The sequence below is a fragment of the bacterium genome (genome assembly GCA_035530055.1).
Lineage (GTDB): Bacteria > UBA6262 > WVXT01 > WVXT01 > WVXT01 > WVXT01.
The window spans coordinates 1-14,900 of sequence record DATKVN010000030.1 but is presented as its reverse complement, the minus strand read 5'-3'; the positions used below and the strand labels follow the sequence as shown (position 1 = coordinate 14,900).

Here is a 14,900-nt window from a genome sequence, read left to right as displayed (position 1 = left end):
TAAATCTTCCACTTGGGAAATTTCCAAGGACTCAGTCAAACCCTCAATCAATCCCTTCCAGCCCTCATTAATTCCCACTACTTCCCAGCCGAAATCCATTGCCCGCAACACACATCCACGAATTGCCGGATTTAAACCTGGCACATCTCCTCCACCACTCAATACTCCAATTCTCATGGTAATTTTTACTCTACCTCCTTTATCCTTCTACCCTTCCACTTACTTCGGCACCCTAAAGGGTGCCCCACCATGGTTGGTCGGGCACTGTTTACAGTGCCGTCCTCCGAAAACTATCCTTATTCCACTATTCCCTACTCTAATGCGAGGGAATTTGGTAAAGCGAGCATTAGAATTTTTAGCCAAAAATCGAAGATTAGAGTTTAGTCCCGCAAAGACGGGAGAAACTCCTGAGATTTTTGGCGGTGGTCAAAGACCAAAAAATTGTCAGCGAGCGAACCAAATCCCGAGCACTCCCGAGCGCCTCCGATAACTATCCCCACCTTCCAATACGCCGGGGATGAAGGGATAGTTGCAGGAGCTTTAAATCGGCCAGGTAAAGCCCCAGCGCTGGTCGATTTTGAGCGAGGCTCTAGCCGAGCGCCTCCGATAACTATCCCTTCATCCCCCTCTTTATATTGCCAGTATATGAGCCAACCTGTAAAGATTCTTATCTATCTCTTTTCTATGTTTTGTTGAATAGCCCAAAGGCAGAACTACAACCTTTCCTTCCTTCCATCCCACCATCTTGGCCGATTTCGTTCTCATCAAAACCTTCACTGCCTGATGTCCAAAAAGATTAGCTAAATTTACGCTGCGGGCAGTGGGGGAACCACCACGTTGAATATAACCAATAACGCTTACTCTGACTTCATAGCCTGTAACATCTCTTATTTGATGAGCTATGGCATAGGAAGCTCCTGCTCCTTCAGCCATAACAATAATACTACTCTTCTTACCACTCTTTCTGCCCTTTTCCAATTCCTGAGAGATTTTACTGAGATTATATTTTATTTCGGGCACTAAAATTATCTCAGCCCCGCAAGCCAATCCCACCGCCAGGGAAATAAACCCCCTCTCTCTTCCCATCACCTCGATGATAAAGATTCTCTCGTGAGAAGAAGCGGTATCCCGAATTTTCTGAATAGAGTCTAAGGCTGTATTCACCGCTGTATCGAAACCTATGGTATCTTCTGTGCCAGCGATATCATTGTCAATACTTGCTGGTATACCAACAAGAGGTATTCTACTTGCCCGATAGAGTTCTACTCCCCCTCTAAAAGAACCTTCTCCTCCTATGGTAATCAAACCGTCAATCCTGTTTCTTTTTAAAACCCTTACTGCTTTTTCTATCCCTTTTTTAGTCTTTATCTCTTTACACCTTTTCGTCTTCAATATCGTTCCGCCCCAGCTGATAATTCCGCTAACCGACCTCAAATCCATTCTTCTCTTTTTATCTTCAATCAATCCCCAATACCCTTCTTCAATTCCCACCACCTCTAAGCCATAATAGATCGCTGAGCGAACTATTGCTCTAAGACAAGCATTCATTCCCGGGGCATCACCACCAGCAGTGGTAACAGCAATCTTTCTCATTTTTTTTCTTCTTTTATTTCAGTTTTTTCTTTTCTGCTCGGTTGTACTTCTATAAATTCGCCCAGCAGGCGAAACTTCTGGTACCTTTTTCTCAACAGTTCCTCTACGGGCAAGTTTTTTAATTCGTTCAGGTATCTATTTATCTTTTTTTCCAAGTGCCTCCCTACAAATTCTATATCCCGATGGACGCCACCCAGAGGCTCATCAATAATTTCATCAATCACTTTTAACCCCAATAAATCTTGAGCGGTCAACTTTAGTGCCTTAGCAGCCTCCGGAGCCTTCGCTGCATCCCTCCACAGAATAGAAGCGCAACCTTCAGGAGAGATAACCGAATAGATAGCATTTTCCAACATCAGGACTTTATCGCCAACACCGATTCCCAGCGCTCCCCCACTACCACCTTCTCCCACGATCACAACAATAATGGGAACTTCCAATTCTGACATGGCTTTCAAATTTCGGGCAATTGCTTCGGCTTGCCCTCTCTCTTCTGCCCCGATTCCTGGATAGGCTCCGGGAGTATCTATGAAACTAATAACAGGAATTGAAAATTTCTCAGCCAGCTTCATTATCCTCAACGCCTTGCGATATCCTTCCGGATGGGACATCCCGAAATTTCTCACCATGTTTTCCTGGAGCGTTCGGCCTTTCTGATGACCAATAATTACAACCGGTTCTTCCTTAAATTTAGCCACTCCCGCCACCATGGCTGGGTCATCGGCAAAACCTCTGTCTCCCTGAAGTTCTACAAAATCACTCATAAGTAGATTTATATAGTCTAAAGTATAGGGGCGTTTAGGATGGCGAGCCAGTTGGACCTTTTGCCAGGGAGTGAGATTCCCGAAAATTTCCTTCTTAAGTTTCTCGCATTTTTTCTCCAGACTGGCTATCTCCTGAGAAAAATCGACTTTTTCGTTAACGTCAAGATTTTTCAGTTCTTCAATTTTCTTTTCCAGTTGTACAACCGGTCTTTCAAAATCCAAACCTTCAACTTCAGCCAACACATCCTCCCTTACTACAACATTTAAAAGATAGTCTGTGAAGAGCTATTGGAATTTTAGCCAAAAAACGAGGACAAGTGTTCCTCAAAGGAACACTTCCATAGGGGTTTCACCCCTCTGGCGTTCACCCCGATTCCATCGGGGTTCTCTGTCCTCCGGGGCGCTCACCGTCTCGCGCCCGTCGCTAACACGGAGCTCCTTATTCGTCGCTCCAGCGACCCCTTGGGGGAAATCAGATTATTTCCCCCAAACCCCCTAATCCGCATCCCGATTGAAAATCGGGATGCTTCACTCATCTTCTTTCAAGCAAATCACTGTCTGACGAGCGAAGCGAGGAGTTTTGATTTGCGCCTTGCAGAGTCCGAAGTTTTTTGACGTCAAGAAATTCCTCCTAGCGATGAACAGACTATCTTTTAATTTAAAATCCACTCATATATCCGATGCGAAAGATGCGATCAGATTCATGGGCAATATCTCTTCCGTCTATTTCAACGTTTAAGTTTGGCGTGATGAAATAACGTATGCCTATATTTATCCTAACCTGCTTTCCGCCACCCAAATTATCGAATTCCAACATGGGAATTACATTCTCATATACTTTAGAAAATAGGCTAATGAATCCTCTAACCCTGAATTTATCAAAATCGTAACCATTAATCCCTGTAGAGACTTCCAATCCCGGAATAAAATTCTCTTTGCAGATGACTATAAAGAAACCTTTTTCTCTCTGTTCATACTTTCCATCACTATATTCTCCATAACCTTGATCATCGTAACCAACGCTAATTGCTGGGAAGTACTCGGCTCCACCGAAGAGGTAAAATTTTACAAAGAGTCGAGGACGCCTGAGCTTGACATTATCATTCCCTATGATATTTTCAGTATCAAGATAAACTCCCAGGTTCATATGCTCCAATACTCCAAAGAATAGACCCACCAGAAGTCCGCTAATATTACTGCCTTCCCTGCTTTTCAAGCTATAGAAGCGGAAATTTACATTATATCCCCCCCGTTCAGTAATTTGAGGAGTGGGGGTATCGATCAAATCAACTACTTCCCCTGCAGATAAGACAGAATAAATGCCTGAAAAATAAGTAATAACCAATCCTACTAATAATATTAATGGAAAGGGCTTTTTTTTCATTTTCCTCTCCTTTGTAAATTATTTTTCATCACAATTTCCGTCGTTCAATTATATGTTCATCATCCTAACAAATTTCATTTATCTTGTCAAGTTATCCTCTTTCCCCTCCCCTTTAAACCCGGACTCTGTCTCTTTTAACTTCCTCGTGGCCAATTCGTTTCCAGGATCAACTTTCAAAACTTTTTGGAATTCTTCTCTTGCCAGATTGACCTTTTTCAATTCCAGATAGGCAAGACCGAGATTATTATGAGCCCCAATATTGAATGTGGGAGAGAGTTTGATTATCTTCTCATATTGATTGATTGCTTTTTTCATCTTACCTTGGCTAAAATATATATTACCCAAATAGAGGTTTGCTTTTATGTTTCCAGGAACAAGCTCTACAATCTTCCCGTAAGTCTTTTCTGCTTTATTCCAATCTTTATTGTTTACATATTTTTCCCCCTTCTCAAATAGAAGGTTGATTTCCTGAGTTGGTGCAGGAATAGGGGGTTTCTTTTCCATCTGTGCCTGGACATAGGAAAGATTCCCTTTAACTTTCGAATTTTCGGGTTCAAGCTCTAATATCTCTCGATATTGGTTAGCAGCTTTCTCCCATTCCTTTCTTCCAATATGCACCTGTGCAAGGTAAGAGCGAGTAGGGACGGAGAGAGGATTTATCTCAATCGATTTACTTAGAGCTTCCATGGCCTCTGGTATTCTCTTGGTCTGTCCATACATAATTCCTAAATTTGAATATATCTCGTCGTAACCAGGGTTTGCTTCTATTGCTTTAAGATAAGCCCAAATAGCTTTCTCCTTCTCACCTAAGCGAGCATAAGCGTTCCCCAGTTCATAGTTATTGTCCACGTTTAGAGGATAAATCTTATAGGATAGCTCGCACTCCCTAACTGCGTTTCCCAGCGTAGCGTTATTTTTTGCGTACTTAAAACCCTTAAAATAATGAATCTCTCCCCGGAAATATCTGAGATTAAACAGAACAATTCCAAAAATAATTATTCCCAATGGGTAAACAAGGATTTTTTTAATGGGAATCTTACGTTCTGAGGTTTTCCGTCTCTGACATATTCCCACTACCAATCCCATCCATATCCAGAAGAGAAGGGCAGGTATGGGAAAATGCAAGGAAACATTCAATAAATTGTCGATGAGCATTCCCAAAATGCTTGCCAAAAGCCCCAAAGCAACAATCTTATCATATTCACCAGTAAGCTTTCTGTAACTATCTATTCCCATTTTAAAAAAGAGAATGAATAACCAGATATATATTCCCAGACCCACAATCCCCGTCCCGGAAACTATCTCTAATATCTCATTATGGGCATTATTGGCATGGGTGCGAAAAGGAGAATACTTCTTTATTTTCAGAAATTTCCCTTGATGAAATGGATAGATAATCTCGAAATTTCCCCAGCCGTGGCCTAAAAGCGGACTTTCCTTAAACATAGAATGGGCTGCCTGCCAGATTAAAAATCTCTGAACATAGGCCATCTGTTTAAAATCAGTAACGCTGTTAACCTTCTCCAAAGCTACTTTCACCATCCTGACTTTCTTTCCCCCACCGACCCTCACAGGATAGAACATCATCAGAAACAGAATACCCACCAGAAAAATTAACCATTTTCTATTCCTGAAAATTAGAGAACGCTGGTAAACGAGGAGATAAAAGGCAACGAAAACCAAAGCAACAAAAAGTCCCAGCCAGGCACTGCGCGTGCGGGTTACCAGGAGTCCAAAGAAGTTAACTCCGAAAAGTCCGCCTAAAAAGAGCTTCTTAATGGGAGCCTTTTCATAAACAACCAGAACCGCTATCACAGGCAAGATTAGAATCAGAAAACTTGCCATGAAATTAGGGTTGCCAAAGGTGGAGACGCTGCGAGTGCCAAAAGGGTCTAACTGCATTGGCCATATAGGTTCAATCCCTCCATACTGAAGTAAAGCATACAAAGAGGCAAGCGTTCCCACGGCAAAGGCAATATAGAGTAACCTTTTAAGATTTCTTTCATCGTGAAGGAGATAGACAGTTATGTAAAAGACTGCTATGCAATTGAGAAATAAAAATAATAGTAGACTTCTTCCACCAAAAGAAAGGATAGCCAGTTTAAATCTCGGATGGATATAGAACGAATAAGCGACTGAGAGAAGGGCAACCAAAAAGAAGAGAAAAAGGGGTTTATCCAGGTATGTTTTGGGCAAAATGATTTGGCGTTTAAGATTACTCTTTATCAGCCAGATAGCTAAAATCAAGGATAGACCAATCCCAAACACCACGTTTTGAATTACATAAGGATTACGAGTAGTATCGGTAAGAAAGATTAGAGGGCAAATTAAAAGGATGATAAAAAAAATATATTTTATTATGCGCTCGAAATCCATTTCAAGATAACCCCTTCGGGGTTACTTCCATAGGGTCTTCGCCCCTCTGGCGCTCACCAAATGTCCACCAGACATTTACTTCTCTGTCCTCCGGGGCGCTCACCATCTCGCGCCCGCGCCTTTCCCTCGCTTCGCTCGGTCGTCGCTCCTTATTCGTCGCCACCGGCGCCCCTTGAGGGAAACCAGATTGTTTCCCTCAAACTCCCTAATCCGCATCCCGATTGTTATCGGGATGTTATATAATAGAAAAAACGCCACTCGCCAGGAAAAGATTAGTCTTTCACTTTCGGCCTTATGACTTTTATCTGTTGAATTATAGATTTTGCCTGTTTATCTTCAGGATTTAATTCCAAAATTTTTCCCCATTCTTTCAGAGCCAAAGCGCGTCTATTCGTATTCGTGTAGAAAGCGGCAAGACTCCTGTGGGCACCAATGTCAGAATCGTTCAGTTCAACTGCTTTCTTATAATACTTTTCAGCCTCTCTTAACTTCCTCTGCATAAAGTAGGCATTGCCTAAATTTATATATGCCTGACCTAATTTGGGATTCCATTCTACAGCCTTCAGGTAAACCTCCTCTGCCTTAGCCCATTCCTTCTTCTGAACATAGCACCAGCCCATCTTGAAGTAGGTGGCAGCATATACAGGGTCAAGAGCTAAATACTTCTGGAAACTCTCTATAGCCTTATCCCATTCTTTTAGTTTAGTATATAAACTTCCTTCCTGGAAGTGAACCTGCACATAGTTGGGAGCCAGCTTCTTTAAATCAGCATACTTCGCCACAGCCCTCTCAGCGTCAGTACGCGGAATCTTCAGGTCTTCCTCCAGGCCATAAAACAATCTATGAATCGAGGGAAAGAAATATTTCTGTTTGAGGTCTACAGAATCCCAGCGAGGGTCGTAAACTTCCTTCATATCCCATCTATCGTTATAGACATTGCCCATAAAGTAGTGAGTCATTGCATAATAAGGGTTATTTTTCAAAACAGTCTGATACTCCTTTAAAGCATTTTCCCACCTTCCTGTTTTGGAGTAAGCAATAGCAATGTTGTGGTGGATATCAGCTATAAAGAATCTCCTGAAGAATAAAACCAGAAACACAGTGAGAATTATGACTATAATCTGGACTATTCTTCGGGAACGCATATTACTTAGAAACTTAGACCTTTTATTATCTTCCAAACTCGGATTAACCTTCTCTTTCTGCCCCACTATCTGACCACCAAGTAGTCCCAGGAAAAGCCAGAAAACAAAACCCGAAGATACAAATCTCATGTTCACACACATAAGATTGTGCGCCAGAAGTCCAAACAGCCCCGAGAGCAGTCCAATGAGTAGATATTGACGCCTAGTCAACTTTTCTAATTGAGAGCCAATCTTGAATTTTGAACCTCTCTTAGTATGGGGATTCAACCGGGAACTCCTGGAAGATGGAGGGGCTTGTGCCGAATAGCCGGTAACTTGCTTTAACCTCTTTATTCCAGTGTAAAAGAATAATGTCATAATCCAGAGAAATATCCCGAATCCAACTATCCCTTCATCGTACCATATCTCGATATATTCATTTTCTGGATGGTCTGTTTCGGTATTATGTTTTCCCTCGATATGGAATATCTCCGGACGCCGGAAAGCAGGATAGACTATTTTGAAAGTGCCAATTCCTGTTCCCAGAAACTTATGAATTAATTCTTTACCGGGCGTTGATTTAATTGTCGTGCCTCCTTCAGGATAATCTCTAATCATTTCCAAAGTGGAAACCCAGGTGAACACCCGGAAACGCACCGAGTCTATCCGCTGTCTTATAAAGAAAGTTACCGCGCCTCCCGTGCCCAGAATGAGGACCGATAGGAAAACTACCAGAAAAGTCTTCTTCTGCTTCTTTGTGGCAGGAACAATAAATAGCGTGGTAATCATGGCAAAGAAAGAGACTCCCGCGGCAAAACCAATATACGCAGCTTTAGTTCTCGTCGTGATGAGATTAATGACCAGGATAAACAGAAAGAGAACCAGAAGCTTTTTCGTCTTCATCTTCACCAAAACCATCAGGCACATGGAAAGGAGAAGTAAAAAGAAGAAAGCGTACGTCTTATTTTCCACAAAGAAGATATAGGCTTGAGTTCCCAGACCTCCCATGCCCATCAGTCCTTCCTTTCCCAAAAATTGCATAAAACAGTAGAGGATACCAATGGTTACCACCAGAACCAAAGAGACAAATGTCTTTTTAGCCTTTTTCAGGTCGGAAAAATCGAAAAATGTTAAAATTAAAGGAGTAACCAGTACCAGGAAGGCGGCAAAGAAATTGGGGTTGCCAAAAGTGGAAAATATTCTATCTCCAAAAGCTCCCTTCCAGATGAAGGGATCTAACTCCATGAATTGAATCAACCCATAGAAAACAGCGATAAAGGTGGCAGCGAGTATCCAGCGGAACATTCTCTTTACTTTTTCCGAACTGTTAAACTCAACGAGAGCGACCAGAAAAATTCCTATATACAGAACTCTCCTGGTAAGCTCTTCAAAACTGGTAAATTTAAATGGGGAAATGGAGAAGGAAATGATACCGGAAAGGAGAAAAAAGAGAGCAGGAATTGCATAGAGACGCTGTTCTCTACTTTCCAGTAGCCTTCCCCTTTCAATTACCTTGACAATCCACGCTGCTATAATAACGGTAGCACCAATATGTAGAAGTGTAATTTTTATCTGACAGGAATCGTAGGTCTTCAGATAAAAAGACAGAGCAATAAGGAAGGCTAAAATTGGCAAGCCGAACTCTATTATTACATTGCAATATCTGATTAGTTTTTTATTCATAATTCGCATAATATTTTAACACAATTTCCCCAAAAATTCAACCCATTTATAAAAATTCGGGGACACAATACTTAATTATCTTAATTGATTCCCTTTCTCCTTTTTTAATTAAGTATTGTGTCCCCGGAACTTTGCTTTATTTATAAGCCGACGGACAGAGTCGAACTGTCGACCTACGGTTTACGAAACCGTTGCTCTACCAACTGAGCTACGTCGGCTTTCTTAAATTTTCTTTTTTGCTTTTATTTTTTGTTTAGCTAAATGGTAAAATTGGCGCAAGCGGTAAAAAATCACTAATCCCAGGATTGAACCAACGAATATGGAAGGGATAATTTTCCCTGCTCCTGTAGCTAATTCAAATAGATAATCAAATATAAATGCCCAGGATATAGCACTTGTAACCATCGCTAAAACTACCACAGAAATTACAACGCCTGTACGCATGCCAATCAACGTTCCGATAATTGAGCCAACCAATGAACCTGTAGAAAACAGGGGAATCCAGACAAAAATTGCTATTCCCAAAGCGCCCCATCTCTCTATTCTCGCCTGATGTTTCTCGGCTGCTTTTTGGGTTGAATCTACGGCTTTCCCGATGAATTTCATTCTTACCAAGTGTTCGTAAAAATAGATGAACAGTGGATAGAGAATAAAGAGATAAGTCAGGTTGAAGATGACCGAAATAAAAATAACCTGGAATTTTGACAGTCCCATTTCCAGGCCAACAGAAATACTGACTCCTCTTCCACCAAGGAGGTCAGCAGCTATGACTGGAAGTAAGCCTTTCTTTATTCCAGGAACGTAGTGAGCAAATATAGTAAATAGAATTACCTGCGTTATTAGTAATAAACATCCGATTAAAAAGATAAGTCCTTCCATGCTTCTAAAAAAAGGGGTGTTGTTTATTTTCGTTTTTCTCCCCACTTGACTCCTTCATTAACCAGGGAGTTCCAAGCAAATCCAAAACCAAAAGCAACACAGAATAGTCTAATCGAGGTTTCTGCTCCTGCCCCTGTTGGTACAAATTCAAACTTTGGGAAGATGAGTAGTGTAGTAATCAAACCCAAGACAAATGAAGCTACTGCCGTAAGCCAGTACCCCTTGTCAAATTTCTTTATCTTGCCGGCTATGATTTTTCTCAGATAGGGAATCATTGTCCTTGCCAGCACGCCTAATAAAATCCCTGAGAGTTTCAGAAAAAGTTCCATCCTCATGTCTCCCTGGCTTTTAATTCTTTCTGTTTAAGGTTATCGGAGCGTTTCATCGGTCTTCTCCAGTTAAAGCCCGAACTCCTTTGTATTAACCCACTCGTTTTTGAGAAGTGACCACCAATCTATTGCCAGCCCTCCGAGGACATACTCGTATGGCAACCAGCCATAACCCTTATCTCCCCATTCTCTGCCCCAGGAGTTTCGTATGAGCAATGCTCCAGTAGTCTCTACTCCGCAAGTCGTGTTTTCAATCTTGATATCATCATTAAATCCCACTGCTACAACCGCATGACCGCCAAGAATTCTCTCTCCACGACAGGGGTAGGGGATTTTTCCGTCGTCATTGGTTTGCTCAATAGAGCTAAAAACACTAAACCCGAACATCGATGGCAGACCAGCAGCTAAGAAAGACTTGATTCGTTTCAAAAGTAAGTCTTTAGGTGTGGATAGAGAGTCGAGTCGAAAGTATTGTATGGCTTGGTAGTCCTGGGCAAAGGCATAACAGAAAGAGGAAGGTTCCTTGTCGAAGTCTGCTATGAGATAGGGCCAGTATTCTTCCGGGGGAACCCCAAAAAGCACCATAGCAGCCATTGTGGTGCGAAGAAATGCTCCTCTATCTCCTGTCCAGTGGAGAAGGTTGCGAGTTGCTTTATAAAGGAATAGCCTTGATGCATCTATGTGTTTGACAAAAGCCCTCCGCTCATAGTATTCTACGAGCCCAACGCCAGCGTTTGCCGTGCAGGAACCGAGAGCACCCTGATTTTCAATAGGGGAACACCATTTTCTTAAGTCCACGGATGTCGGTATACTCACTCTCGCAGGCTGTGCAACCCCCAGTTTTTTGAGCATATCTTTCACCGGCTCTTTTTGTGCTAGCCTTTTGAGCCTGAGAGCAACTTCTTCCCTTTCCACCGTGTAGTCCCGAAAATCGGGATAGTCTGGAAGCCAACCCATTCCTAATTCGAAGCCAACTCTTTCATTTTCTTCAGCCATTTTTGATTACCTCCTAACCGCAGCAAAACGGTGCCTAGTTTGGATGACCAAAATACTTCGTTCATCCTCCCAAATTGGCATGTTTTGTTCCCATAAGCTCGGGATTTGCCTAACTTCAGCAAAATTCTTCTTGTTGAAGCCAGATTATGAAGCGGAGGAAAACAAGGGTATCTTGACAACCTCCGCTTGATTGTTTACAGCCGAATTTCGGTTCTAGATTAAAAAATTATAGTAAATTAAGCCAGTTTATGCAAGAGAGAAATAAAAGGTATGAAGGGGTATCAATTACGGGCATAAAGCCCTACACTACCAAAACCTTATAAAATAAAAAAAGTGCCAAGGCCCAGGATCGAACTGGGGACAACCCGGATTTTCAGTCCGGTGCTCTACCAACTGAGCTACCTTGGCACCTTCAATTTTAAGTAACTTCAATGTTAACAAAATGGGAAAAAATTGTCAAACAAAAATTATTTTCTGCGTAGCCTCCACTCCTTCTCATCAATATTATGGTAAACACCTATTCTATTTTCGGGAAAAATCTTCAAATTAATCATAAACCATATCTCCTCCTCGGAAGGTATCTTTGTCCAGCTGAGGCTTGCTTCCCAGCAGTGGAGGTCTCGATAAATATGAATTCCTCTTTCCATAAGCTTGCGATCATAAATATTGTATCTGGTAGCCAGTCGAGCCCTCCATTTTCCGGTAATCGGAAAATTAAACCCATTTACGATGTCCAGGCGACGGGGATAGTTAGAAGTTCCCTCTAAATAGGTCAACCTGGAATTTATTGACCACTTCCTCTCTCCCGGACCAAATATGGCTTCAGCCTGAAAATTGGATGTCTTTTCCCTGTTCAGGTCGTAGCTATGCTCGAAATAGAAATTCGTTAAACGAGAAGGCCTAAAATCGACCCGGGAGAAAAGATCATCGAATCTAAGATTTTTCTCTCCAATAAAACTATATCCCATGGAGGAGGTCAATTTTAATAGCCAGAGAAGGCGAATCCTTCCCAAAATCGAAAGTTTATTGAGCGTTGTCTTCTTACCCTGTTCTTGCTGGAAACTATGCGTTAAGTCTGTATCGAAAGACCTGGTAATCCGCGTCCGTAAGTTTGCCTTAGTGTGGTATATGTTCTTATATACGTTTTTTCTATTCCAGTTCTCATCCTTATCCTGCCAGGTTTCTTTAAAACCTACTTCTGTATCTACGTTGGCTCTGCGTGATAACCTCATTTTATTAACCAGGTTAAAATAGACGTCGCTCTGATTTAAGCGGTGACCTTCCTGAAATTCTCTGTTAACATAATCGTAAGGTTTAACATAGCGGTTGGAGTAATTCCCTCCTAATCTATAATAGAGCGGCCCTTTCCTGATTCTGAGAAGACTTGTGGCAAATGAGAGGCTGGGAGAATAGCTCTGAATGTTGACGAATCGTTCCCTCTGATAATCCCATACATCCTTTCTTTCTCCGGCTATCCTTAAAGTATAGGTGGGTCTTGAGCGGGTAAGAGCAATATGAGATTTCAGTTCCTCTTTCATTGGAATCCAGTCTTCTTCATTGTAGACTTTATTAAATTTTTGATCGGACATATAGTCCAGCTTCGTCTGAAAATAGAAGTCGCTGCCTAAATTCTGCCAGTGTTCTGCCTCTCCCCGCCATTTCTTTTCCTTGGTATCTTTCTCTTTAATGTAATATCCATACAAGAATCCTTTTGTTTTATCCTGCAAATTATAATCATATCTGCCTCCCCAACCAATTCCTTTTTTGGCCATATAATCGATGAGTAAAGTTCCGTATGTCCTCGGGGTAAAGGCATATCCAAAATTTGCTTTAGCAAAAAAACCTTCCCCACCATTGGAGCCCAACTTCAATCCCCACCTGAATCTTCTCTCGCGCAATGAATGCCAATAATAAGGGAAATAGAAAATGGGGACTTTACCTAAATACATCAGGACGTTGTAAGCGTAAAACTTCTCTCCCAGTAAGACACGAATCTTTTTTGCTTTAAACCGATAATGGGGAGAAGAGAGTTCGCAGGAAGTAATATAACCATTATGTAAAACGATTTCTTTATCGCTTATTCTCTCTATTCTCGGGCCGGAAAAGTACCAGGGGTCTATAAATGATGAAGCATTGTCTATAACTCCCCGTCCTGTTCTCAAATCGTAGATTATTTTACTGCCATGGATAGTAGTTTCCTTATCTTGAAGAATGATTTCGCCTTTTGCTTCCACTTTTTCCTCTTTCAGGTCGAAAATGGCTTCCTCGCATTCTACGACAACATCTCTATCTTCTATCTTAACATTACCACGGGCTAAAACTTTATTTTCTTCTTTCCTGTACTCAATGTAATCGGCTAAAAGAATAATCGGGTTATCCCGGGCGGGACCTAATTCAGGATTTCTTTCCACAACTACGTAGGTACTGGCTCGAGCTATGTACAACTCTTTCCCTTCAGTAAGGTAAGCATTGGCAGAATGAGAAAATAAAAAAATAGCCACGAAGGCTATATAGGAAGGCAAGAACCACTTTACACTTTTCACTTTCTATTTCCTTGCAATGTCAGTAAAGATGCGCCAATTACCCCCAGGTCTGCACCGAACTTTGTGCGAGTAAACTTTACTTTCTCAAAAGGAACCCTGAAAGCACGTTTTCGGATTTCTTTTTTCATTGGTTGGAAAATTAATTCTTCAGCCTTGGCTACTCCACCGCCAAAAACTATGACTCCCGGATTGAGAAGATTAATAACTCCGGATAATGCTATCCCTAAATACTCTCCTGCCTCTTTCCAGATTCTCCTTGCCAGTTTATCACCCTTCAGGGCAGCAGCCTGAATGGTCTGGGAAGTAATTGACTGCAAATTTCCACCAGCGAGCTTCTTTATCAGGCTCCTTTCACCCTTTTTGATTTCCTTAATTGCCTTTCTAACAATATAGGCTGAACCAACATAAGTTTCCAGACAACCATAATTGCCGCAGTTGCACTTTTGACCTTGAGTATTAACAGTTATATGCCCAATCTCACCGGCACTGCCCGAGGCGCCATGATATATCCTTCCATTGAGTATGAGACCACCTCCCACGCCAGTACCCAGGGTTATACAGATTAAGTTTTTTGCCTTTCTTTTAGTTTCTAAAATGTATGTCCCCCAGGCAGCGGCATTAGCATCATTGTCCACAACCACTTTCACATTGAATTTCTTATTTATCAAACGAGCTATAGGCACATTCTTCCAGAATAGATTGGGAGAGAATCGGACAATCCCCCTCTTCTGGTCAATATCCCCGGCTACACCAATGCCTATTCCCTCTATAGATTTCGATTGGAGACCTTTCGTAACTTCATCCAAAGCTTTTACGATGCGTTTAATAATCTTAGTTTTGCCCTCTTCTACCTTGGTGGGAAACTTAATCTTTCTTACGATTTTCCCTTTTTTTGTAACCAGGGCTACAGTTATATTCGTGCCACCAATGTCTATTCCGATAGAATACTTGTTCATCGTTTCAATGCCCTCTTCGCTTCCCCTACAGTGTACAGGGAACCAGTAACACAGATTAAATCATCCGTACTGGCAACCTCAAGAGCCCTCATCAGGGCTTCCCCGACGCCATTCTCTATCCTGACTTTACCTGAAGGGAGATAATTAATAACTTCTCTTTTAAGCAATTTTTTATCCAAACCTCTCTCGGTGCTGGGTGAAGTCACCACTACTTCCTGGCATAAGGGAACAATTTCTGCCACTATCTTTTTTACATCTTTATCTTTCAAAATT

Annotated in this window: 13 protein-coding genes and 2 tRNA genes; all 15 read right to left on the bottom strand. The window is 41.7% G+C overall.

The window, feature by feature from the left end:
• Positions 1-177 (bottom strand): 6-phosphofructokinase (locus tag VMW39_03030; protein HUW22991.1); only part of this gene is annotated, 177 nt, incomplete at its 3' end.
• Positions 178-630: 453 nt separating this feature from the next.
• Positions 631-1,593, bottom strand: coding sequence for an ATP-dependent 6-phosphofructokinase (locus VMW39_03025; protein ID HUW22990.1), 963 nt, complete (start codon positions 1,591-1,593; stop codon positions 631-633).
• Positions 1,590-2,597, bottom strand: coding sequence for an acetyl-CoA carboxylase carboxyltransferase subunit alpha (locus tag VMW39_03020; GenBank protein ID HUW22989.1), 1,008 nt, complete (start codon positions 2,595-2,597; stop codon positions 1,590-1,592). Before VMW39_03020 ends, VMW39_03025 begins: the two co-directional genes overlap by 4 nt.
• A gap of 418 nt (positions 2,598-3,015) precedes the next feature.
• Positions 3,016-3,741 (bottom strand): hypothetical protein, encoded by a 726-nt coding sequence (locus VMW39_03015; protein ID HUW22988.1) that lies wholly within the window; start codon positions 3,739-3,741, stop codon positions 3,016-3,018.
• A gap of 78 nt (positions 3,742-3,819) precedes the next feature.
• Positions 3,820-6,117, bottom strand: coding sequence for a tetratricopeptide repeat protein (locus VMW39_03010; protein ID HUW22987.1), 2,298 nt, complete (start codon positions 6,115-6,117; stop codon positions 3,820-3,822).
• A 1-nt stretch (position 6,118) separates the two neighbouring features.
• Positions 6,119-6,280: a hypothetical protein gene (locus VMW39_03005; protein HUW22986.1), complete on the bottom strand. Its 162-nt coding sequence runs from the start codon at positions 6,278-6,280 to the stop codon at positions 6,119-6,121.
• Between the two features lie 109 nt (positions 6,281-6,389).
• Positions 6,390-8,924 carry a tetratricopeptide repeat protein gene (locus tag VMW39_03000; GenBank protein HUW22985.1) on the bottom strand — a complete coding sequence of 845 codons (2,535 nt, stop codon included), beginning with the start codon at positions 8,922-8,924 and terminating at the stop codon, positions 6,390-6,392.
• Between the two features lie 145 nt (positions 8,925-9,069).
• Positions 9,070-9,142, bottom strand: a tRNA-Thr gene (locus tag VMW39_02995).
• 4 nt (positions 9,143-9,146) lie between these two features.
• Positions 9,147-9,848 carry a small multi-drug export protein gene (locus tag VMW39_02990; protein ID HUW22984.1) on the bottom strand — a complete coding sequence of 234 codons (702 nt, stop codon included), beginning with the start codon at positions 9,846-9,848 and terminating at the stop codon, positions 9,147-9,149.
• A complete protein-coding gene (locus VMW39_02985; protein HUW22983.1) occupies positions 9,827-10,132 on the bottom strand; it encodes a hypothetical protein in 306 nt (101 codons plus the stop codon). Before VMW39_02985 ends, VMW39_02990 begins: the two co-directional genes overlap by 22 nt.
• Positions 10,133-10,201: 69 nt before the next feature.
• Positions 10,202-11,128 carry a C1 family peptidase gene (locus VMW39_02980; protein ID HUW22982.1) on the bottom strand — a complete coding sequence of 309 codons (927 nt, stop codon included), beginning with the start codon at positions 11,126-11,128 and terminating at the stop codon, positions 10,202-10,204.
• Between the two features lie 334 nt (positions 11,129-11,462).
• A tRNA-Phe gene (locus VMW39_02975) sits at positions 11,463-11,536 on the bottom strand.
• Between the two features lie 59 nt (positions 11,537-11,595).
• On the bottom strand, positions 11,596-13,671 hold the full coding sequence (locus VMW39_02970) for an LptA/OstA family protein (GenBank protein ID HUW22981.1): 2,076 nt from the start codon (positions 13,669-13,671) through the stop codon (positions 11,596-11,598).
• Positions 13,668-14,627, bottom strand: a complete 960-nt coding sequence (locus tag VMW39_02965; GenBank protein HUW22980.1) for an ROK family protein — start codon at positions 14,625-14,627, stop codon at positions 13,668-13,670. The genes VMW39_02970 and VMW39_02965 overlap by 4 nt, the downstream gene beginning before the upstream one ends.
• Positions 14,624-14,900: bifunctional folylpolyglutamate synthase/dihydrofolate synthase (locus VMW39_02960; GenBank protein ID HUW22979.1), on the bottom strand; the 277-nt coding region annotated here is incomplete at its 5' end. The genes VMW39_02965 and VMW39_02960, both read right to left, overlap by 4 nt.

Coding starts and splice junctions, on each gene's coding strand:
- VMW39_03010 (HUW22987.1), bottom strand. CDS start 6,117: ATGGATTTCGAGCGCATAATAAAATATATTTTTTTTATCATCCTTTTA.
- VMW39_02980 (HUW22982.1), bottom strand. CDS start 11,128: ATGGCTGAAGAAAATGAAAGAGTTGGCTTCGAATTAGGAATGGGTTGG.
- VMW39_03015 (HUW22988.1), bottom strand. CDS start 3,741: ATGAAAAAAAAGCCCTTTCCATTAATATTATTAGTAGGATTGGTTATT.
- VMW39_03025 (HUW22990.1), bottom strand. CDS start 1,593: ATGAGAAAGATTGCTGTTACCACTGCTGGTGGTGATGCCCCGGGAATG.
- VMW39_02985 (HUW22983.1), bottom strand. CDS start 10,132: ATGGAACTTTTTCTGAAACTCTCAGGGATTTTATTAGGCGTGCTGGCA.
- VMW39_02965 (HUW22980.1), bottom strand. CDS start 14,627: ATGAACAAGTATTCTATCGGAATAGACATTGGTGGCACGAATATAACT.
- VMW39_03000 (HUW22985.1), bottom strand. CDS start 8,924: ATGAATAAAAAACTAATCAGATATTGCAATGTAATAATAGAGTTCGGC.